Raw genomic sequence first — 19706 nt, 5'->3', positions numbered from 1 at the left:
CCATGAATACCGAAGGACTCACTGAAGTTGCCGTAAAAGAAGCTCAGCCGGTGGTCGAGCAAATCACCGAAACCCCGCCGGAACTGGAGCCTGCGCCACCCGCGCCGGTTGCCGAAACCGCTGTGGCGGTGCCGGCGATCGCCATTCCCGGCCTGGATGACAGCAGCCTGTACATCCACCGCGAGCTTTCGCAATTGCAGTTCAACATCCGCGTGCTGGAACAGGCGCTGGACGAGTCCTACCCGTTGCTGGAGCGGCTGAAGTTCCTGCTGATCTTCTCCAGCAACCTCGACGAATTCTTCGAGATCCGCGTCGCCGGGCTGAAAAAGCAAATCACCTTCGCCCGCGAACAGGCCGGCGCTGACGGCTTGCAGCCGCATCAGGCGCTGGCGCGGATCAGCGAGCTGGTCCACGGTCACGTTGACCGCCAGTACGCGATCCTCAACGACATCCTCCTACCGGAGCTGGAAAAGCATCAGGTGCGCTTCATCCGTCGGCGCAACTGGACGACCAAGCTCAAGACCTGGGTCCGGCGCTATTTCCGCGACGAGATCGCGCCGATCATCACCCCGATCGGCCTCGACCCGACTCACCCGTTCCCGTTGCTGGTGAACAAGAGCCTGAACTTCATCGTCGAGCTCGAAGGCATCGACGCCTTCGGGCGCGACTCCGGTCTGGCGATCATCCCCGCGCCGCGCCTGCTGCCACGGATCATCAAGGTACCGGAAGAAGTCGGCGGCGCCGGCGACAACTATGTGTTCCTGTCGTCGATGATCCACGCCCACGCCGATGACCTGTTCCAGGGCATGAAGGTGAAAGGCTGCTACCAGTTCCGTCTGACCCGCAACGCCGACCTGGCGCTCGATTCCGAAGATGTCGAAGACTTGGCCCGCGCTCTGCGTGGCGAGTTGTTCTCGCGGCGCTACGGTGACGCGGTGCGTCTGGAAGTTGCCGACACCTGCCCGAAACACCTCTCGGACTACCTGCTCAAGCAGTTCAACCTGAGCGAGACCGAGCTGTATCAGGTCAACGGCCCGGTCAACCTGACGCGCCTGTTCAGCATCACCGGTCTGGACAGCCATCCGGAGCTGCAATACACGCCGTTCACCCCGCAGATCCCGAAACTGCTGCAAAACAGCGAAAACATCTTCAGTGTGGTCAGCAAGCAGGACATCCTCTTGCTGCACCCGTTCGAGTCGTTCACCCCGGTGGTCGACCTGCTGCGTCAGGCCGCGAAAGACCCGCATGTTTTGGCCGTACGGCAAACCCTGTACCGCTCCGGCGCCAACTCCGAGATCGTCGATGCGCTGGTCGACGCCGCGCGTAACGGCAAGGAAGTCACTGCGGTGATCGAGCTGCGCGCGCGCTTCGACGAGGAATCCAACTTGCAACTGGCCAGCCGTCTGCAAGCGGCCGGTGCGGTGGTGATCTACGGCGTGGTCGGCTTCAAGACCCACGCCAAGATGATGCTGATCCTGCGCCGTGAGGCTGGCGAGATCGTCCGTTATGCGCATCTCGGTACCGGCAACTACCACGCCGGTAATGCCAAGCTCTACACCGACTACAGCCTGCTGACCTCCGACGACGCTTTGTGCGAAGACGTCGGCAAACTGTTCAGCCAGTTGATCGGCATGGGCAAGACGCTGCGCATGAAAAAGCTGCTGCATGCGCCGTTCACCCTGAAGAAGGGCATGCTCGACATGATTGCCCGCGAAACCCAGTTCGCCCTCGAAGGCAAACCGGCGCACATCATCGCCAAGTTCAACTCGCTGACCGATCCGAAGATCATCCGCGCGCTGTACAAGGCCAGCCAGTCCGGCGTGCGCATCGATCTGGTGGTGCGCGGCATGTGCTGCCTGCGTCCGGGCATCGCCGGGGTTTCGCACAACATTCATGTGCGCTCGATCATTGGCCGCTTCCTCGAGCACACGCGGGTGTTCTACTTCCTCAACGGCGGCGACGAGCAGATGTTCCTCTCCAGCGCCGACTGGATGGAGCGCAACCTCGACAAGCGCGTCGAGACCTGCTTCCCGGTGGAAGGCAAGAAGCTGCTGACCCGCGTCAAGAAGGAGCTGGAGCTGTACCTGACCGACAACACCCACAGCTGGAGCCTGCAGTCGGACGGCCGCTACATCCGCAACACACCCACCGGCAACCAGAACCCGCGCAGTGCGCAGGCGACGTTGCTGGAGCGGTTGGGCAGCCCGATACTGCCTGTCAGCAGTTAAGTGCCGAAGGTCAAAAGCCCCTCACCCTAACCCTCTCCCGGAGGGAGAGGGGACTGACCGAGGTGTCTTGCGTCATACACTGACCTGAAATACCTGATCGAACTCTGGCCTCAACGCTAGTACAAATCGGCTCCCTCTCCCTCGGGAGAGGGCTGGGGTGAGGGGAGAGCTACACCGCCGCTCTCAAACCAAACCCAATAAAAAGGCGATCCTAACGGATCGCCTTTTTTATGCCAGCCAGTTACTCAGTGCACCGTGAGAACAATCCCCACCCGCGTCAACCAGTCCGCCTCAAGCCCGAAATCCGCCTGGGTCAGCTGATTTTCATCCAGCCAGTTCTCCGGGAATTCCACATCCAGATGGTCGCCATTGGCATGCAGCACCACCTGCGGCATCGCCTGGGTTCCGCGAATGTGATGGAACAGAATGGCAAACCGCAGCAGCACGCACAGGCGAATCAGCTTGATGCCGTCATCGCCGAATTCGGCGAATTTGTCCTTGGGAATATTGCGCCGGTGCCCGCGCACCAATAGCGCGAGCATCTGCTGATCCTCACGGGAGAAGCCGGCCAGATCGGAGTGCTCGATCAGGTAGGCACCGTGCTTGTGGTAGTGATAGTGCGCGATGTCGAGGCCGACTTCGTGGACTTTCGCCGCCCAGCCGAGCAGTTCGCGCCAGATGCCGTCATCCAGCTCCCAGTCGACGGCGACCTGATCGAACGCGTGCAGGGCCTTGCGCTCGACCCGCGCCGCCTGTTCCAGATCGACGTGATAGCGCTCCATCAGCGAGGTCAGGGTGCGTTCGCGCACGTCTTCGTGATGATGGCGGCCGAGCAAGTCGTAGAGCACACCTTCACGCAGCGCGCCTTCGCAATGGTCCATGCGTTGCAGTTCGAGGGCATCGAAAATCGCTTCGAGAATCGCCAGGCCCGCCGGAAAGATCGCCCGGCGATCGGGCTTGATGCCTTCGAAATCGATCTTGTCGGCGTCGCCGAGCTTGAACAGCTTGCGCTTGAGCCATGCCAGACCTTCGGCGTTGACCTCGCCGCTGCCGTGGCCGCCAGCCTTCAGGGCCAGGCCGATGGCGCGAATCGTACCGGAGGAGCCGATGGCTTCATCCCAGGTCAGGCGATGCAGAGCGTGCTCGATGCTCATGATTTCCAGGCGCGCCGCCGTGTAGGCCTGGGCGTAGCGGGCCGGGGTGATCTTGCCGTCCTTGAAGTAGCGCTGGGTGAAACTCACGCAGCCCATTTGCAGGCTTTCGCGCAGCAACGGCTCGAAGCGCTGGCCGATGATGAATTCGGTACTGCCGCCGCCGATGTCGGCGACCAAACGTTTGCCTGGGGTATCGGCGAGTGTGTGCGAAACGCCGAGATAGATCAGGCGCGCTTCTTCACGGCCGGAGATGACTTCTACCGTGTGGCCGAGGATTTCCTCGGCGCGGCGGATGAATTCGCCACGATTGCGCGCTTCACGCAGGGCGTTGGTGCCGACGATGCGCACGGCACCGAGCGGCATACCGTTGATCAGTTGCGCAAAGCGCTTGAGGCAATCGAGGCCGCGCTGCATCGATTCTTCGTTGAGCTGGCGCGCGTCGTCGATGCCGGCGGCCAGTTGCACCTTCTCGCCGAGGCGCTCGAGGATGCGGATTTCGCCGTTCTGGGCCTTGGCCACGACCATGTGAAAGCTGTTGGAGCCCAGGTCGATTGCGGCGATCAGGGACAGATTCTTGGCTTGGGATTGCGGCATGGTCAGGGGGTCTCGGTCGATAACCCCGACATCGTGCCACGATCAAACGCTGGCGCCAACGCGCATGGTTCAAACCGTTGATTCAGCGCAGAAAGTCTGGGGATCGCGACGCGGCCATTCGCGAGCAGGCTCGCTCCCACAGGTGACCGCATTCCCATGTGGGAGCGAGCCTGCTCGCGAAGAGGGCATCACTGCCTCAGAAAATCTTCAGGCTGTCGCCTCCACCGTACCAATAAAGTTCGCCAGCTCCGCCGTCTGCGGATTGGCAAACAGCACCTTCGGATCGCCGACCTCATGCACCTTGCCGTGGTGCATGAAGACCAATTTATCGCCGACTTCCCGGGCAAAGCGCATCTCGTGGGTGACCATGATCAGCGTCATGCCTTCCTTGGCCAACTGCCGCACCACGCTGAGCACTTCATTGACCAGTTCCGGGTCCAGTGCCGAAGTGATTTCATCGCACAGCAGCACCTTCGGCGACATCGCCAAGGCCCGGGCAATCGCCACCCGCTGTTGCTGCCCGCCGGACAGGCGATCCGGAAAGGCATCGAATTTCTCCCCGAGCCCCACTCGCTCGAGCATTTCCCGCGCCAGTTCGGCAGCCTTGGCCTTGGGTACTTTCTGCACCACTTGTGGCGCGAGCATGACGTTCTCCCCGACGGTCAGGTGCGGGAACAGGTTGAACTGCTGAAAGACCATGCCGACCTTCTGCCGCAGGCTGCGCAGATCGGCGCGGGCGGCGTCGAGGTATTCGCCGTCGACTTCGATCACGCCGTCGTTGATCGACTCCAGGCCGTTGAGTGTGCGCAACAAAGTCGATTTGCCCGAGCCGCTGCGGCCGATGATCGCCACGACCTGGCCTTCCTCGACGCTGAGGTCGATGCCTTTGAGTACGTGGTGATCGCCGTAATATTTATGCAGGGCGGAAATTCTAAGCAGAGGCATGCAGTCTCCTTTCCAGGTAGCGCGCACTGAGGGACAAGGGGTAGCAGAGCAGGAAGTAGCCGAGGGCGACGAGGCCGTAGACCATGAACGGTTCGAACGTGGCGTTGGCGAGCATGCCGCCGGTCTTGGTCAGTTCGGTGAAGCCGATGATCGAGGTCACCGCTGTGCCTTTGACCACTTGCACCGAGAAGCCCACGGTCGGCGCCACGGCGATGCGCAGCGCTTGCGGCAGAATCACGTAGCGCAGCTGCTCCAGCGGATTGAGCGCCAGGCTCGACGAGGCTTCCCACTGACCGTGGGGAATGGCCTCGACGCAGCCGCGCCAGATCTCTGCCAGATAGGCGCTGGTGAACAAGGTCAAAGCGATCGCGGCGGCCATCCACGGTGAAATCTCGATGCCGGCCAGCGCCACACCGAAGAACACCAGAAACAGTTGCATCAACAGTGGCGTGCCCTGAAACAGCTCGATCCAGGTGCGGGCGATGCTGCTTGGCAGGGTGTTCTTCGAAATGCGCATCAGCAGAATCAGCAGGCCGACAAGGCCGCCGCCGATGAATGCCACCAGCGACAGCGCCAGGGTCCATTGCAGGCCGGTGAGCAGGTTGCGCAGGATGTCCCAGAAAGTGAAATCGCTCATTGGCTGCTCCTCGCAATGAACCGCCGGCCGAACCAGTTGAGCAATTGGCGGATCAGCAGCGCCATGCACAGGTAGATCAGGGTGGTCAGCGCGTAGGTTTCAAAAGCGCGGAAGTTGCGCGACTGAATGAAGTTGGCGGCGAAGCTCAATTCTTCCGTGGCGATCTGCGAACACACCGCCGAACCGAGCATGACGATGATGATCTGGCTGCTCAGCGCCGGCCAGACCTTGCCCAGCGCCGGCAGCAGGACGACGTGGCGGAACGCTTCGAAGCGCGTCATCGCCAGTGCCGCTGCGGCTTCCAGTTGCCCGCGCGGAATCGCCTGGATTCCGGCGCGGATGATCTCGGTCGAATAGGCGCCAAGGTTGATCACCATCGCCAGCACCGCCGCCTGCCATTCGGAAATCTGCACGCCAAGCGACGGCAGGCCGAAGAAGATGAAGAACAGTTGCACCAGAAACGGCGTGTTGCGGATCAACTCGACGTAGACGCCGAAGATCGCCGAGAACGGGCGGATCTGCCACGCCCGCACCAGCGCCCCGACAATCCCGACGCCGACCCCAAGCAGCGCGCCGATGGCAGTCAGCTCAAGGGTGAACAGGGCGCCGCGCAGTAGCAGGTCGGTGTTTTCCACCACCGGCAAAAAATCGAACTGATAAGCCATGAACGTCTCCCGCGCAGTCGATCAGAGATCGGCCGGCAGCGGCTCTTTCAGCCAGGTCTGCGAGTTCTTTTCCAGCGCGCCGTCAGCCTTGGCGGTGTTGAGGATGTCGTTGACCTTGGCCAGCAACGCCGCTTCGTTCTTGTTCACACCGACGTAGACCGGCGAATCCTTGAGTTTCACCTTCAGCGCCGGTACGCGCTTGGGGTTCTTCTCGCTGATGGCCACCATCACCACGTTGCCGCTGGCGATCAGATCGACTTGCCCTGCCAGATAAGCAGCGATGGTCGAGTTGTTGTCTTCGAAACGTTTGATGGTCACGCCTTCGGGCGCGACTTTGCTCAGCTCGATGTCTTCGATGGCGCCACGGGTGACGCTGATGGTCTTGCCCTTGAGGTCGTCGAGGCTGGTGATTGCAGCGTCTGGCGGGCCGAACACGGCGAGATAGAACGGCGCATAGGCGCGGGAGAAGTCGATGACCTTCTCGCGCTCGGCGTTTTTGCCTAGGCTGGAAATCACCAGATCGACCTTGCCGGTGGTGAGAAATGGAATGCGGTTGGTGCTGTTGACCGGGGTCAGCTCAAGTTTGACCTTGAGCTGATCAGCGAGCAGTTTCGCCGTGTCGATGTCCAGGCCGCGCGGTTTCATGTCCGGGCCGACCGAGCCGAACGGCGGGAAGTCCTGGGGCACGGCAACTTTCAGCGTGCCGCGTTTGACCACGTCGTCCAGACCGTCGGCGTGAGCGGGGGCCTGGCACAGCAGCAGGCCGGCAAACAGGGAAGCGAGGAGGGCGCTGTAACGCTGGGTCATGGACAATCTCCGGATCGGCGGGAAGTGGTTGTTGCGATCGGACAGAGCATGGGCCGTGCCAAGAGGTGGATTTCGCCCCGGCAGGCCGCAGTAGCAGCGGCTTGGTTCGGTCTTACTGGTCTGAACAGTCAACTCGGTTTTCGCACTGCGATGGCGCATCGGCTGCACGCGCCGAACTCCGCTGGGGCACGACTTGCCGGACTCGACGAATAGCTTTACAACTAGCCGCACCTTGGCCGTGACGCGTCCGCACATCATGAATTCGATCTCCCGCGCCGTACCCGAAGTGGCGCTGCAAGCGATCCGCAAACTGATCACCGAACAGGGCTTCGGTGCCGGCGACGCGTTGCCGTCGCAACGGGATCTGGCGCTGCAACTGGGCGTCAGCCGCGCATCGTTGCGTGAAGCGCTGTCGTCGCTCAGTGCACTGGGCGTGGTCAGCATTCAGCCGGGCAAAGGCGTGTTCGTGCAGTCGCCGGTCGAATTGTCGCGCGGCGACAACGCGCCAGGCTGGTCGTTCGCGGCGCAGGCATCACCGCTGGATATCTTTCAATTGCGCTATGCGCTCGAAGGGTTTGCAGCAGGGTTGGCGGCGGTGACGTTGAGCACGTTCGATCTGGATGCGCTGGAAGACAACGTTGCGGCCATGCGCGAGCAATTGAAGCTCGGCGACTTTGAGGCAGCGGCGAAACTCGACTTCGAATTTCACCGGCGCATCCTCCTCGCCAGCGGCAATCAGGCGATGCTGAGCATCCTCACCGCCAGCGCCGAGATCTTCCTCGAGAGCCAGAAACTGCCGTTCATCCGCGCCGAGCGCGCCATGGAAACCTGGCAGGAACACCGCAAGATTCTCCGTGCCCTGGCCCGCCGTGCGTCGGGAGCAGCGCAAAAAGCCATGCAGGAACATGTGCGCAACGCCGCCCTGCGTACCGGAATCGCCTTCATCGCTCCCGCCACGGCGTGAGTTGAGCTATACCCAAACTCATCAAGGGCCATAGCAACACTCAATCATCTGCGGCTTCCTGAACAAGGGAAGGGCGGCTATGATGGGCCACGTTTTTTTGCTTACAACCTGGAGAATTCCATGAGCAGCGATCTGATCAAACACGTTAGCGACGCTAGCTTCGAAGCCGACGTACTCAAGGCCGAAGGCGCTGTCCTGGTCGACTACTGGGCTGAATGGTGCGGCCCTTGCAAAATGATCGCACCGGTTCTGGACGAGATTGCCGAGACTTACAAAGGCAAGCTGACCGTCGCCAAACTGAACATCGACGAAAACCAGGAAACCCCGGCCAAGCATGGCGTGCGTGGTATCCCGACGCTGATGCTGTTCAAGAACGGCAACGTTGAAGCGACCAAGGTCGGCGCACTGTCGAAGTCGCAGCTGGCGGCGTTCCTCGACGCCAACATCTGAGCGTCGCAGTAAAACGCTGAAAAAAAGCCCCGCAAAATGCGGGGCTTTTTGCGTATTCAGGGCTAGACGCTCCGAAATTCAGGTGGTACATTCGGCCCCGCACTGGTTTCTCCAATGCCCCCTGCTAGCCGTCGCCGACGCACTCCTTTTCGAATTAGTTCGCGATCCTGTCGCCTTCTCCGCGGCGCGGCCTCATTAAGCCAAAAGCTTAATTTCCCCCCTCCATAAATGATTACGTCATTCCTATATGAATCTGACTGAACTCAAGCAAAAGCCGATTACCGAACTGCTCGAATTAGCCGAACAGATGGGCATAGAAAATATGGCCCGTTCGCGCAAGCAGGACGTGATTTTCTCCCTGCTGAAAAAACACGCGAAAAGCGGCGAGGAAATCTCCGGTGATGGCGTGCTGGAGATTCTCCAGGACGGCTTCGGCTTCCTGCGCTCCGCAGACGCTTCCTACCTCGCCGGCCCTGACGACATCTACGTCTCGCCGAGCCAGATCCGCCGCTTCAACTTGCGCACCGGTGACACCATCGTTGGCAAGATCCGCCCTCCGAAGGAAGGCGAGCGGTACTTCGCCCTGCTCAAGGTCGACACGATCAACTTCGATCGTCCGGAGAATGCGAAAAACAAGATTCTCTTCGAGAACCTGACGCCGCTGTTCCCGACGGTGCGCATGAAGATGGAAGCCGGCAACGGTTCCACCGAAGACCTCACCGGTCGCGTGATCGACCTGTGTGCACCGATCGGCAAAGGCCAGCGTGGTCTGATCGTCGCACCGCCGAAAGCCGGTAAAACGATCATGCTGCAGAACATCGCAGCGAACATCGCCCGTAACAATCCTGAAGTTCACCTGATCGTGCTGTTGATCGACGAGCGTCCGGAAGAAGTAACCGAAATGCAGCGCACCGTGCGCGGCGAAGTGGTTGCCTCAACCTTCGACGAGCCGCCGACCCGTCACGTGCAGGTTGCTGAAATGGTGATCGAGAAGGCCAAGCGCCTGGTCGAGCACAAGAAAGACGTGGTGATCCTGCTCGACTCCATCACCCGTCTGGCCCGTGCCTACAACACCGTGATCCCGAGCTCCGGCAAGGTTTTGACCGGTGGTGTCGATGCCCACGCCCTGGAGAAGCCGAAGCGTTTCTTCGGTGCCGCGCGTAACATCGAAGAAGGCGGCTCGCTGACCATTATCGCCACCGCGCTGGTTGAAACCGGCTCGAAGATGGACGAAGTGATCTACGAAGAATTCAAGGGCACCGGCAACATGGAACTGCCTCTGGATCGCAGGATCGCCGAGAAGCGAGTGTTCCCGGCCATCAACATCAACCGTTCCGGCCCCCGCCGCGAAGAGTTGCTGACTGCCGACGACGAGCTGCAGCGCATGTGGATTCTGCGCAAGCTGCTGCACCCGATGGACGAAATCGCCGCCATCGAGTTCCTCGTCGACAAGCTGAAGACGACCAAGACCAACGACGAGTTCTTCTTGTCGATGAAGCGCAAGTAATACTCTGGCGTTTCAACAAAGAACGCTCCCGCAAGGGGGCGTTTTTTTTGCTCCGAAAAATCTCACGGCCATCGCCGATATCTGTTGATGGGCCGATTCTGCGGCACCGGCAGCGCGCTCCCGAGTTGGACGCCTGCCCCTTCGCCGCAGCGCGCGCGCCACAATCGAGCGATGACGGGCTGCTGTTTGCCCGTCAGAGCAGGTAGGATGTACGCCTATTTTGAGGGTGCCATCGTCAATGAAATTCAAGGATCTTCGGGATTTCGTGCAGCAGCTTGAGCAGCGCGGAGAGTTGAAACGCATCCAGATTCCCGTCTCGCCGGTGCTGGAGATGACTGAGGTGTGCGACCGCACGCTGCGGGCGAAAGGCCCGGCGCTGCTGTTCGAAAAACCCACCGGTTACGACATTCCGGTGCTCGGCAACCTGTTCGGCACCCCCGAGCGCGTGGCCATGGGCATGGGCGCCGAGTCGGTCAGCGAGCTGCGCGAAATCGGCAAGCTGCTGGCCTTCCTTAAGGAGCCGGAGCCGCCGAAGGGCTTGAAGGACGCGTGGTCGAAACTGCCGATCTTCCGCAAGATCATTTCGATGGCGCCGAAAGTGGTCAAAGACGCGGTGTGCCAGGAAGTGGTCATCGAAGGCGACGACGTCGATCTGGCGATGTTGCCGGTGCAGACCTGCTGGCCCGGCGACGTCGGCCCGCTGATCACTTGGGGCCTGACGGTCACCAAAGGCCCGAACAAGGAACGCCAGAACCTCGGTATCTACCGCCAGCAAGTGATCGGCCGCAACAAGGTGATCATGCGCTGGCTCAGCCATCGTGGCGGTGCTCTCGACTTTCGCGAGTGGTGCGAGAAGCATCCGGGCCAGCCGTTCCCGGTGTCCGTGGCCCTTGGCGCCGATCCGGCAACGATTCTCGGTGCCGTGACGCCGGTGCCGGACAGCCTTTCCGAATACGCTTTCGCAGGGCTCTTGCGCGGTAACCGCACCGAACTGGTCAAGTGCCGTGGCAACGATCTGCAAGTGCCGGCCACTGCCGAAATCATTCTTGAAGGCGTGATTCATCCCGGCGAAATGGCCGACGAAGGCCCGTATGGCGACCACACCGGTTACTACAACGAAGTCGACAGCTTCCCGGTGTTCACCGTCGAGCGCATCACCCACCGGATCAAACCGATCTATCACAGCACTTACACCGGCCGTCCGCCGGATGAGCCGGCGATTCTCGGCGTGGCGCTGAACGAAGTGTTCGTGCCGATCCTGCAGAAGCAGTTCCCGGAGATCACCGACTTCTACCTGCCGCCGGAAGGCTGCTCGTACCGCATGGCCGTGGTGACGATGAAGAAGTCGTATCCGGGGCATGCCAAGCGCGTGATGCTCGGTGTCTGGTCGTTTTTGCGACAGTTCATGTACACCAAGTTCGTTATCGTCACTGACGACGATATCAACGCCCGCGACTGGAACGACGTGATCTGGGCCATCACCACGCGCATGGACCCCAAGCGCGACACGGTGATGATCGACAACACGCCGATCGACTACCTCGACTTCGCCTCGCCGATTTCCGGCCTGGGCTCGAAAATGGGCCTGGATGCCACCCACAAGTGGCCGGGCGAAACCACCCGCGAGTGGGGCCGCGTGATCGTCAAGGACGACGCCGTCACCCAACGGATCGATGCCATCTGGAATCAGTTAGGAATAGATTGATGCGTGTAACCCTGCAGCCTTCCGGAGCAGTGCTCGAGATACAGCCCGGTGAGCGGATTCTCGACGGCGCGCGGCGCCTGGGCTATGACTGCCCGCAAAGCTGCCGCAACGGCAATTGCCACGTTTGCGCGGCGCTGCTGGTGGAGGGCCGCGTCGAGCAGGCCGGCAAAGTCCACGATCATGGCGAGTTCTACACTTGCATCGCCGCACCGCTGGAAGACTGCGTGCTGCTATGGGATGGCGTGCTCGCACTGGGTGAGCTGCCGGTGCGCAGCCTGTCATGTCAGGTCATCGAGTGCCGCGAGGTCGGTGGCGATACCTGGCGCGTGCGTCTGCGTGCACCAGCAGGCAAGCCGCCGCGCTATCACGCTGGGCAATATTTGATGATCGAGCGCGAGAGCGGTGAGAAGTCGGCGTTCTCCATGGCTTCGGCACCCCACGGCGGACGTGATCTGGAAATCCATGTGCTGGCGCGCGAAACCAGTGCGTTGAGCCTGATCGAGCAGCTGCAACGCAACCCGCTGGTGCGTGTCGAGTTGCCGTTCGGTGACACACATCTTGCGGAGCTGCCCGACGGTCCTCTGGTGTTGATCGCCGCGGGCACCGGCATGGGCCAGATTCACAGTCTGATCGAACATTGCCGCGCCGAAGGCTTCAAGCATCCAGTGCATCTGTATTGGGGCGTACGCCGCCCGGAAGATTTTTATCAGATCGAGCACTGGGACGAATGGCTGAAGCTGCCCAATCTGTTCCTGCACAAAGTGGTCAGCGACCAGTGCGGCTGGGAAGGGCGCTGCGGGATGTTGCACGAGGCGGTTTGCGAAGATTTCCCTGATCTGAAGGCGCTGCACGTCTATGCCAGCGGTTCGCCGGCGATGGTTTATGGCACTCTGGATGCGCTGGTCGAGGCGGGCATGGACGCGCATCAGATGCGCGCCGACGTCTTCGCCTACGCGCCGCGCTCCTGAGACTTATAACTTGGTATATAGCCGATCGATATTTATCTAATTAGGCAAATACCGCTAGGTTATATATCGATCAGGCAATTAAGCAGTGGCACTTAATTTGCCTTAAAACATATGTGCCTTATTGTTACAGCGGTGCGTTCTATTAAGTAATTCTTCACCCGCGGGGAGCTGAACGCTATTCGCCATGAGCGCCATTGAAAACGCAATTCTGAACCTGGCTTACCCTCCGCGGCTCGATCTTGGGCCGCAGCTGACGCACGAACAACTTCTCGCTTCCATGCAATCGACCATGGCGCGCCACAAGGGCGGGCCGGTGTGGCTGTTCGCGTATGGTTCGCTGATCTGGCGCCCGGAATGCACGGCAGTCGAGCGCATGCGCGGTCGCGTGCATGGCTATCATCGCGGCTTGTACCTGTGGTCCCACGAGCATCGGGGTACGCCGGAAATGCCCGGTCTGGTGTTCGGTCTGGATCGTGGCGGTTCATGCAGTGGCTTTGCCTACCGCTTGCCGGAAGACAATCTCGATACCGCGCTGTATGCGCTGTGGAAACGTGAGATGCCGTTTCCCTCGTATCGCCCGCACTGGCTCAATTGCCGGCTCGAAGATGGCACTCAGGTGCAGGCCTTGGGCTTCGTGCTGGAGCGTCACCTGCCGAGCTATGCCGGCAACTTGCCGGACCATGTGCTCAGCCAGGTGTTCGCCAGCGCCAGCGGGCGTTACGGCACCACTCGCGATTATGTCGAGCAGACCGCGCACGCCCTGCGCAGCCACGCCATGCCAGACCGCAATCTGGAGGCGCGGCTCAAGCGCTGTAAATCACACAGCGATCAGGCGACCGCTTCGCGGCTCTGACTGGCGACTTGCTTGTGCCACAGCGTTGGCGCAAGGAAGGCCATCGCCAGCAGGCAAGCGCCGACCAGCAGCACGAAACCGCCATCCCAGCCGAAGTGGTCGACGGTGTAGCCCATCGCCGCACTGGCCGCGACCGAACCCCCCAGATAACCGAACAGACCGGTGAAGCCCGCTGCGGTACCGGCGGCTTTCTTCGGCGCCAGTTCCAGCGCTTGCAGACCGATCAGCATCACCGGGCCGTAGATCAGGAAGCCGATCGACAACAGGGCGATCATGTCGACCATCGGATTGCCGGCCGGATTGAGCCAGTAAACCAGGGTCGCGACAGTCACCAGGGCCATGAACACCATGCCGGTCAGGCCGCGGTTGCCACGGAAGATCTTGTCCGACATCCAGCCGCACAACAGCGTGCCCGGGATGCCTGCCCACTCGTAGAAGAAATAGGCCCACGAGGTTTTATCCACGGTGAAACCCTTGGCTTCCTTCAGATACGTCGGCGCCCAATCCAGCACGCCGTAGCGCAGCAGGTAGACGAAGACGTTGGCCAGAGCGATGTACCAGAGCATTTTGTTGCGCAGCACGTATTTGACGAAGATTTCCTTGGCGCTGAATTCGTCTTCGTGGCTGGCGTCGTAGCCTTCCGGGTAATCGTTCTTGTACTGCTCGATTGGCGGCAGACCGACCGATTGCGGGGTGTCACGCATGGTGATGAAGGCGAACACCGCTACGCCCAGTGCGACTGCTGCCGGGACGTAAAACGCCGCGTGCCAGTCGTTGAACAAGCCCATGCCGATCAGGAACAGCGGGCCGATCAGACCGCCGCCGACGTTATGCGCTACGTTCCACACCGACACCACGCCGCCGCGTTCCTTCTGCGACCACCAGTGCACCATGGTCCGCCCGCTCGGCGGCCAGCCCATGCCCTGCGCCCAGCCGTTGATGAACAACAGAATGAACATCATCGTCACGCTGGACGTTGCCCACGGCGCGAAACCGAAAATGAACATCACCCCGGCCGAGACCAGCAGACCGAACGGCAGGAAGAAGCGCGGGTTGGAACGGTCGGACACCAGGCCCATGAGGAACTTCGACAGACCGTAAGCGATGGCGATCGCCGACATCGCCAGACCAAGGTCGCCACGGCTGTAGCCTTCGTCGATCAGGTAAGGCATGGCCAGGGAGAAGTTCTTGCGCAGCAGGTAGTAACCGGCGTAGCCGATAAAGATACCGGCGAAGATCTGCCAGCGCAGGCGGCGGTAGGTGCTGTCTATTTTTTCTTCAGGCAATGGAGCCTGATGTGCGGCAGGACGAAAGAAAGCAAACATTCAAGAGCTCCAGTTTTCTTGTTTTGACTGCGGATGCGAATGTTACAGTTTCGTTACCGAAAATAGCATCGCTTCGCGTCGGCAAAACAGCGGAAATTTGGGCAGATGAGCGTTCCTTTATGAACATGTCGCTCTGAGATAAGAAGGCGGCGCTGAGGGGATGGTGGCTCGGGTGGGTTTCTGCGGTTTAACGTATTGGCGAGGCGATCTCAGCGTTAAAGCGATCCGGATGGTTGCTCCGGATCGCTACATGTTTTAACGAACCTGAACGACAACCTTGCCGACAGCCTTGCGCTGGCCGAGATCATCGATCGCCTGCGCGGCATTGCTCAGCGGATAGACCTGCGATACCAGCGGTTTCAGCTTGCCCTCGGCAAACCAGGCGAACAGCTGCTGGAAGTTTGCTGCGTTGTCCTGGGGCTGGCGCTGGGCAAAGGAGCCCCAGAACACGCCGAGCACCGCCGCGCCTTTGAGCAGGGCGAGGTTGACCGGCAGTTCCGGGATGCGTCCGCTGGCGAAGCCGACTACGAGCAGGCGGCCGTTCCAGGCGATGGCGCGGATGGCCTGGTCGAACAGGTCGCCGCCGACCGGGTCGTAGATCACGTCGGCGCCCTGGCCGTCGGTTAGGCGTTTGATCTCGTCCTTGAGGCTGGCTTCGCTGTAGTTGATCAGTTCATCGGCGCCGGCAGCCTTGGCCACCGCGAGTTTTTCGGCGCTGCTGGCGGCGGCGATCACCCGGGCGCCCATGGCTTTGCCGATCTCCACGGCGGCGAGGCCGACACCACCGGATGCGCCGAGCACCAGCAGGGTTTCGCCCGGTTGCAGGTTGGCGCGTTGTTTGAGCGCGTGCATCGACGTGCCGTAGGTCATGCTGAATGCAGCGGCAATGTTGAAGTCCATCGACGGCGGAATCGGCAACACGTTGTAGCCCGGCACCGCAACCTGCTCGGCAAAACTGCCCCAGCCAGTCAGGGCCATGACCCGGTCGCCGACTTTCAGATGGCTGACCTTTTCGCCGACTTCACGCACCACGCCCGCCGCTTCACCGCCCGGCGAAAACGGGAAGGGCGGTTTGAACTGGTACTTGCCCTCGATGATCAGCGTGTCCGGGAAATTGACTCCGGCGGCGTGCACGTCCAGCAGGATTTCATTCTTTTTGGCGACAGGACTGGCGACGTCTTCCAGCACCAGCGATTCGGCAGGGCCGAAGGCTTTGCACAGCACGGCTTTCATCAGGGCTATTCCTTTGGGAGTGATGGCCGATAAGTGTAGGTGTGTGAATCAACGGGTCAACGAGCATGCCCGGCCCTGATAGTCAGCCATAAGCTTGTGCTTGCGCGGCGGGTCGTTATGCTAGGCCGCAAACCGGATAAGGAGCGAATTGTGAAAGCGTGGATCATGTTGTTGCTGGCCCTGTCTCTGCCTGTGGCAGCACTGGCCGAAGAAGCCAAAGAAGGCGAGGCGCCGAAGGTCAATTACATCACCCTGAGCCCGCCGTTCGTCGGCAACTATGGCCTGGACGGCACCGCCAAGCTCAAGGTCTACAAGGCCGATGTGGCCCTGCGCGTAACCGGCGAAGAGGCGACCAAACTGGTCAAGGCCAACGAGCCGCTGATCCGCAATCAGTTGGTGGCGCTGTTCACTCAGCAGTCGACCGAGGCGATGGGCAGCATTGAAGGCAAGGAAAAGCTGCGGCAGGAAGCGTTGAAGCAGACCCAGCAGGTCATGAATGACGAGACCGGCAAGCCTGTTGTTGAGGATCTGTTGTTCAACAACCTGATCATTCAGTAATTCATTCGCTGTCCGGGCAGGCCTCTTCGCGAGCAGGCTCGCTCCCACAGTGGATTGGTGGTGATGCACATTTTTGCATTCACCGAATAACCCTGTGGGAGCGAGCCTGCTCGCGAAAGCTATTTATCAGGCAAAAATGAATCAGGGTTTGAGCGCGATGACTGCCGCCCACTGTTCTGGTGTAACCGGCATCACCGACAACCGTGAGCCCTTCTGCACCAGCGGCAGCTCCGCCAGCGCCGTCTGCTGCTTCAGATAATCGAGCTTCAACACCCGTTTGAACGTCTCGACATGCTCGACATCGATCGCGCTCCAGGCATTTTTCTCCGGCGTAGCTTTCGGATCGAAGTAGTGACTGTCTGGCTCCAGCGCCGTCGGATCGGGATACGCTGCTTCAATAATTTTGCCGATCCCGGCAATCCCCGGCTCGGGGCAGCTGGAATGGTAGAAAAAGAACTCGTCACCGACCGCCATCGCCCGCAGGAAGTTGCGTGCCTGATAGTTGCGAACCCCGTCCCAGCGCGCCTTGCCGAGCTTTTCCAGACCCTTGATCGAGAGTTCGTCGGGCTCTGATTTCATCAGCCAGTAGGCCATGTCGTATGCTCCTGAAGCGGTCATTGGGCAGGTTGTCGGGCAATTTTATGACAAACCGACAGTCGGTTGACGTCAGCGTTTGCGCACAGGTTCACGTTGCCGCAAAATGCCGGCCTTTAAAGCTTGACGCTGCTGCACGGCCTACGAACGGAAACCGCTGCTGTCATCGTGATGATGTGCCTTGAGGGGGGCAATCGATGAAACGCAAACCGGATTTGCTATGGACTTTGGTAATTTTGTTTGGCCTGGGCGTGGTAACCACCGGTTACGCGCAGAGCCTGTGGGCGAACAAGACCGACGCGCCGATTGAAGTGGCGCAACAGGTGCAACAGTCGACCGCTTTCAAACGCTGAACCTGTCTCTTCGACGCCGCTATCCCTGCGGCGTCTACTCTGCGAAATACCATGCCTTATCGGTGACCGTGCCTTGTAACGGGACATCCCAGCTCGCCTGCGCCAAACGTTCGACCTTCTGACATTCATGGGCCAGGCCCAGCAGCGTCGGCTTGCGCCAGTTCTTGCGCCGGGCGAGGTAGGCGAGGCTGCGATCATAAAATCCGCCGCCCATGCCCAGGCGCCCGCCGACATCGTCAAATCCCACCAGCGGCAACAACACCAGATCCAGCGCCCAGACCTTGCGTTGCCGAGCCAGATTGGCCCGGGGCTCGAGGATGCGGAAGCGATTGGGCGTGAGCTTTTCGCCGGGCCGGATGCGCTGGAAGACCATTTTGGTTCTGGGCCAGGCGCTGAGTACCGGCAGATAAGTCGCCTTGCCGCGACGCTGGGCTTCGCGCAGGAGCAGGCGCGGATCGATTTCACCGTCGGTGGGCAAATACAGAGAGATATGTTTTGCCCGTCGAAAGTGCGGGTTTTGCGCCAATTGCCGGAACAGGCCTTTGGCAGCCTGGCGTTGTTCGCCTGGCGTCAGTGCGCGGCGCGCCTTGCGCAGCAGGCGGCGGAGTTGCGGGCGGGGCAGCAGCGCGGGTTCGGTCATGGTTCGGCTTCGGCAGGTGGATGCAAAAACGTACGCATAAAAAATCCGATGTCGGCATACACCGACATCGGATTCGAATCAGGCTCCCCGGATGAACCGCTGTCAACTCAGCCCTTGAACCCGAAAGTTCAAGGTGGAAGAAGCAGTAGACTTTAAGGCTTTCCGTCTAGCGGACATGCACACCAGCCCAACGTGCAACTTCCAGGGTAGTGCGAATCGGCTCCGGGACATCGTCAACTGGCAAGCACCCCAGGGAGTGCCGCGAGTATACCTCAAGCTGTCAGTCGAATCAGCCCTTGGCGGTGTTCTGATCGTCGGCCAGGACCAGATCGACACGATCGAGCAAGTCGCGTACCTGTTCGCGGGTCGAACCGCTGGCCTGGATGTCCGGGCGCTCTTCTTTGTGCAACAGGTCGTGGGTGATGTTCAGCGCGGCCATCACGGCAATGCGGTCGGCGCCGATGACTTTGCCGCTGCTGCGGATCTCGCGCATCTTGCCGTCCAGGTAGCGGGCGGCGCTGACCAGATTGCTGCGTTCTTCCGGCGGGCAGATGATCGAATATTCTTTGTCGAGGATCTGCACGGTAACGCTATTGCTTGAACTCATGAGTCTTGCTCCAGGGCCTTGAGGCGCGAAATCATCGATTCGACCTTACGCCGGGCGATTTCGTTTTTTTCAATGAGGTGAGCGCGTTCCTCGCGCCAGGTTTTTTCCTGAGCTTGTAAGAGTGCGTTTTGACTCTTAAGTTGCTCGACTCGGCCAATCAGCAGTTCGAGTCTGGCCATCAGCGCTTGCAGGTCGGTGTCTTCCATTGGGTCCACGTGTTCGTCTGATGGATGGTGACTGGCGGACAGCCTTTAATGGTCTTGGCGGGGCTGTCGATGTAGGATACAAGGCCTTCATTCTAGACATAGCGCCGTCTGGCGCCTAGCTGCCCATGACCATTGCGAATTCCCCGTACCAAGCCTTTGCCACCCTGCTGACTGCCAGCGGCCACAACGTCTCGCCTGCCGAACTGCACGGCGTGCTGCTCGGGCGCAGTTGCGCCGGGGCCGGCTTCGATCACGAAGGCTGGCTGATCGACGCCGCCGAACTGCTCGAAGGCGAGATCCAGGACAACGTCCGCAACGCCCTGATCGGCCTGCAGGAGATGGTCAAAGGCGAGCTGACCGGCGACGACGTCACTGTCGTTCTGCTGTTGCCGACCGACGATGCGCCGCTGGCCGACCGCGCTGCTGCACTGGGCGAGTGGTGCCAGGGCTTTCTCAGCGGTTTCGGCCTGAACTGCCGCGACAGCAGCATGCTCAGCACCGAAGCCACCGAAGTGCTGCAGGATCTGGCCGCTATTTCCCAGGTGCAGGACGCGCTGGAAGAATCCGAAGACGGCGAATCCGACTACATGGAAGTCATGGAATACCTGCGCGTCGCGCCATTGCTGCTGTTCTCGGAAACCAAAAAAGCCGATGTGCCGCCAGCCGCCAAACCGTCGCTGCATTAATCGCGTGCCAGGGAAAGCCATCTGCCC

Annotated in this window: 21 protein-coding genes and 1 other RNA gene; 10 read left to right on the top strand and 12 right to left on the bottom strand. The window is 60.6% G+C overall.

Annotated elements, in window-relative coordinates; genetic code table 11:
* Positions 1–2: 2 nt before the first annotated feature.
* A complete protein-coding gene (gene ppk1, locus OC605_RS06920) occupies positions 3–2228 on the top strand; it encodes a polyphosphate kinase 1 (protein ID WP_016772619.1) in 2226 nt (741 codons plus the stop codon).
* Positions 2229–2473: 245 nt separating this feature from the next.
* Here the strand turns inward: ppk1 and ppx are convergent, their stop codons facing one another.
* From ppx to OC605_RS06895, 5 genes are all read right to left on the bottom strand, one after another.
* A complete protein-coding gene (gene ppx / locus OC605_RS06915) occupies positions 2474–3976 on the bottom strand; it encodes an exopolyphosphatase (RefSeq protein ID WP_101161519.1) in 1503 nt (500 codons plus the stop codon).
* Between the two features lie 207 nt (positions 3977–4183).
* Positions 4184–4921, bottom strand: a complete 738-nt coding sequence (locus OC605_RS06910; protein WP_007911148.1) for an amino acid ABC transporter ATP-binding protein — start codon at positions 4919–4921, stop codon at positions 4184–4186.
* Positions 4908–5558: an amino acid ABC transporter permease gene (locus OC605_RS06905; protein ID WP_133335760.1), complete on the bottom strand. Its 651-nt coding sequence runs from the start codon at positions 5556–5558 to the stop codon at positions 4908–4910. Before OC605_RS06905 ends, OC605_RS06910 begins: the two co-directional genes overlap by 14 nt.
* The gene (locus OC605_RS06900) at positions 5555–6223 is read right to left on the bottom strand and encodes an amino acid ABC transporter permease (RefSeq protein ID WP_122612308.1); all 669 of its coding nucleotides are present in this window, start codon (positions 6221–6223) and stop codon (positions 5555–5557) included. The genes OC605_RS06905 and OC605_RS06900 overlap by 4 nt, the downstream gene beginning before the upstream one ends.
* Before the next feature lie 21 nt (positions 6224–6244).
* On the bottom strand, positions 6245–7030 hold the full coding sequence (locus tag OC605_RS06895; protein ID WP_016772623.1) for a transporter substrate-binding domain-containing protein: 786 nt from the start codon (positions 7028–7030) through the stop codon (positions 6245–6247).
* Between the two features lie 256 nt (positions 7031–7286).
* Here OC605_RS06895 and OC605_RS06890 point away from each other — a divergent pair, with 256 nt between their 5' ends.
* The 6 genes from OC605_RS06890 (at position 7287) to OC605_RS06865 (ending at position 13477) form a co-directional block, all read left to right on the top strand.
* Positions 7287–7994: a FadR/GntR family transcriptional regulator gene (locus tag OC605_RS06890; protein WP_073471078.1), complete on the top strand. Its 708-nt coding sequence runs from the start codon at positions 7287–7289 to the stop codon at positions 7992–7994.
* Between the two features lie 120 nt (positions 7995–8114).
* Positions 8115–8444 carry a thioredoxin TrxA gene (trxA, locus tag OC605_RS06885; protein WP_003206727.1) on the top strand — a complete coding sequence of 110 codons (330 nt, stop codon included), beginning with the start codon at positions 8115–8117 and terminating at the stop codon, positions 8442–8444.
* A gap of 247 nt (positions 8445–8691) precedes the next feature.
* A complete protein-coding gene (gene rho, locus OC605_RS06880; protein WP_262136575.1) occupies positions 8692–9951 on the top strand; it encodes a transcription termination factor Rho in 1260 nt (419 codons plus the stop codon).
* Positions 9952–10189: 238 nt separating this feature from the next.
* Positions 10190–11656: a 4-hydroxy-3-polyprenylbenzoate decarboxylase gene (ubiD, locus tag OC605_RS06875; RefSeq protein ID WP_039757427.1), complete on the top strand. Its 1467-nt coding sequence runs from the start codon at positions 10190–10192 to the stop codon at positions 11654–11656.
* Positions 11656–12624 carry a CDP-6-deoxy-delta-3,4-glucoseen reductase gene (locus OC605_RS06870; protein ID WP_262136574.1) on the top strand — a complete coding sequence of 323 codons (969 nt, stop codon included), beginning with the start codon at positions 11656–11658 and terminating at the stop codon, positions 12622–12624. Before ubiD ends, OC605_RS06870 begins: the two co-directional genes overlap by 1 nt.
* Before the next feature lie 184 nt (positions 12625–12808).
* Positions 12809–13477 (top strand): gamma-glutamylcyclotransferase, encoded by a 669-nt coding sequence (locus OC605_RS06865; protein WP_024014748.1) that lies wholly within the window; start codon positions 12809–12811, stop codon positions 13475–13477.
* Here OC605_RS06865 and glpT read toward each other — a convergent pair.
* Together glpT and OC605_RS06855 are read right to left on the bottom strand one after the other, a co-directional pair.
* A complete protein-coding gene (glpT, locus tag OC605_RS06860) occupies positions 13453–14802 on the bottom strand; it encodes a glycerol-3-phosphate transporter (RefSeq protein WP_024014747.1) in 1350 nt (449 codons plus the stop codon). The genes OC605_RS06865 and glpT overlap by 25 nt on opposite strands.
* Positions 14803–15057: 255 nt before the next feature.
* A complete protein-coding gene (locus tag OC605_RS06855; RefSeq protein ID WP_039757431.1) occupies positions 15058–16035 on the bottom strand; it encodes an NADPH:quinone oxidoreductase family protein in 978 nt (325 codons plus the stop codon).
* A 150-nt stretch (positions 16036–16185) separates the two neighbouring features.
* Between OC605_RS06855 and OC605_RS06850 the strand changes: the two genes are divergently transcribed.
* A complete protein-coding gene (locus tag OC605_RS06850; RefSeq protein WP_056791694.1) occupies positions 16186–16593 on the top strand; it encodes a flagellar basal body-associated protein FliL in 408 nt (135 codons plus the stop codon).
* 141 nt (positions 16594–16734) lie between these two features.
* Here the strand turns inward: OC605_RS06850 and OC605_RS06845 are convergent, their stop codons facing one another.
* The gene (locus OC605_RS06845; protein WP_186569753.1) at positions 16735–17187 is read right to left on the bottom strand and encodes an EVE domain-containing protein; all 453 of its coding nucleotides are present in this window, start codon (positions 17185–17187) and stop codon (positions 16735–16737) included.
* Positions 17188–17384: 197 nt separating this feature from the next.
* On the opposite strand from OC605_RS06845, the gene OC605_RS06840 reads away from it, so the two are divergent.
* Positions 17385–17540, top strand: coding sequence for a hypothetical protein (locus OC605_RS06840; protein ID WP_024014743.1), 156 nt, complete (start codon positions 17385–17387; stop codon positions 17538–17540).
* A 34-nt stretch (positions 17541–17574) separates the two neighbouring features.
* Here OC605_RS06840 and OC605_RS06835 read toward each other — a convergent pair whose 3' ends face one another.
* The 4 genes from OC605_RS06835 to OC605_RS06820 form a co-directional block, all read right to left on the bottom strand.
* The gene (locus OC605_RS06835; protein WP_262136573.1) at positions 17575–18180 is read right to left on the bottom strand and encodes a 5-formyltetrahydrofolate cyclo-ligase; all 606 of its coding nucleotides are present in this window, start codon (positions 18178–18180) and stop codon (positions 17575–17577) included.
* 80 nt (positions 18181–18260) lie between these two features.
* Positions 18261–18439: non-coding RNA, 6S RNA (gene ssrS / locus OC605_RS06830), on the bottom strand.
* A 30-nt stretch (positions 18440–18469) separates the two neighbouring features.
* The gene (locus tag OC605_RS06825; RefSeq protein WP_016772632.1) at positions 18470–18787 is read right to left on the bottom strand and encodes a cell division protein ZapA; all 318 of its coding nucleotides are present in this window, start codon (positions 18785–18787) and stop codon (positions 18470–18472) included.
* Positions 18784–18993 carry a TIGR02449 family protein gene (locus OC605_RS06820; protein ID WP_186569751.1) on the bottom strand — a complete coding sequence of 70 codons (210 nt, stop codon included), beginning with the start codon at positions 18991–18993 and terminating at the stop codon, positions 18784–18786. Before OC605_RS06820 ends, OC605_RS06825 begins: the two co-directional genes overlap by 4 nt.
* Before the next feature lie 125 nt (positions 18994–19118).
* Between OC605_RS06820 and OC605_RS06815 the strand changes: the two genes are divergently transcribed.
* Positions 19119–19679 carry a YecA family protein gene (locus tag OC605_RS06815; RefSeq protein ID WP_123441789.1) on the top strand — a complete coding sequence of 187 codons (561 nt, stop codon included), beginning with the start codon at positions 19119–19121 and terminating at the stop codon, positions 19677–19679.
* The last annotated feature ends 27 nt before the right edge of the window (positions 19680–19706 follow it).

Origin of the sequence: Pseudomonas sp. Marseille-Q5117 (assembly GCF_946901175.1) — a bacterium.
Classification (GTDB): domain Bacteria; phylum Pseudomonadota; class Gammaproteobacteria; order Pseudomonadales; family Pseudomonadaceae; genus Aquipseudomonas; species Aquipseudomonas iranensis.
The sequence above is the reverse complement of the archived record's forward strand: the minus strand, read 5'-3'. Positions and strand labels throughout refer to the sequence as shown.

Bases quoted from the DNA above. Each gene is read 5' to 3' on its own strand.
- ppk1 (WP_016772619.1), top strand. From the start codon at position 3: ATGAATACCGAAGGACTCACTGAAGTTGCCGTAAAAGAAGCTCAGCCG.
- ppx (WP_101161519.1), bottom strand. From the start codon at position 3,976: ATGCCGCAATCCCAAGCCAAGAATCTGTCCCTGATCGCCGCAATCGAC.
- OC605_RS06910 (WP_007911148.1), bottom strand. From the start codon at position 4,921: ATGCCTCTGCTTAGAATTTCCGCCCTGCATAAATATTACGGCGATCAC.
- OC605_RS06905 (WP_133335760.1), bottom strand. From the start codon at position 5,558: ATGAGCGATTTCACTTTCTGGGACATCCTGCGCAACCTGCTCACCGGC.
- OC605_RS06900 (WP_122612308.1), bottom strand. From the start codon at position 6,223: ATGGCTTATCAGTTCGATTTTTTGCCGGTGGTGGAAAACACCGACCTG.
- OC605_RS06895 (WP_016772623.1), bottom strand. From the start codon at position 7,030: ATGACCCAGCGTTACAGCGCCCTCCTCGCTTCCCTGTTTGCCGGCCTG.
- OC605_RS06890 (WP_073471078.1), top strand. From the start codon at position 7,287: ATGAATTCGATCTCCCGCGCCGTACCCGAAGTGGCGCTGCAAGCGATC.
- trxA (WP_003206727.1), top strand. From the start codon at position 8,115: ATGAGCAGCGATCTGATCAAACACGTTAGCGACGCTAGCTTCGAAGCC.
- rho (WP_262136575.1), top strand. From the start codon at position 8,692: ATGAATCTGACTGAACTCAAGCAAAAGCCGATTACCGAACTGCTCGAA.
- ubiD (WP_039757427.1), top strand. From the start codon at position 10,190: ATGAAATTCAAGGATCTTCGGGATTTCGTGCAGCAGCTTGAGCAGCGC.
- OC605_RS06870 (WP_262136574.1), top strand. From the start codon at position 11,656: ATGCGTGTAACCCTGCAGCCTTCCGGAGCAGTGCTCGAGATACAGCCC.
- OC605_RS06865 (WP_024014748.1), top strand. From the start codon at position 12,809: ATGAGCGCCATTGAAAACGCAATTCTGAACCTGGCTTACCCTCCGCGG.
- glpT (WP_024014747.1), bottom strand. From the start codon at position 14,802: ATGTTTGCTTTCTTTCGTCCTGCCGCACATCAGGCTCCATTGCCTGAA.
- OC605_RS06855 (WP_039757431.1), bottom strand. From the start codon at position 16,035: ATGAAAGCCGTGCTGTGCAAAGCCTTCGGCCCTGCCGAATCGCTGGTG.
- OC605_RS06845 (WP_186569753.1), bottom strand. From the start codon at position 17,187: ATGGCCTACTGGCTGATGAAATCAGAGCCCGACGAACTCTCGATCAAG.
- OC605_RS06840 (WP_024014743.1), top strand. From the start codon at position 17,385: ATGAAACGCAAACCGGATTTGCTATGGACTTTGGTAATTTTGTTTGGC.
- OC605_RS06835 (WP_262136573.1), bottom strand. From the start codon at position 18,180: ATGACCGAACCCGCGCTGCTGCCCCGCCCGCAACTCCGCCGCCTGCTG.
- OC605_RS06825 (WP_016772632.1), bottom strand. From the start codon at position 18,787: ATGAGTTCAAGCAATAGCGTTACCGTGCAGATCCTCGACAAAGAATAT.
- OC605_RS06820 (WP_186569751.1), bottom strand. From the start codon at position 18,993: ATGGAAGACACCGACCTGCAAGCGCTGATGGCCAGACTCGAACTGCTG.
- OC605_RS06815 (WP_123441789.1), top strand. From the start codon at position 19,119: ATGACCATTGCGAATTCCCCGTACCAAGCCTTTGCCACCCTGCTGACT.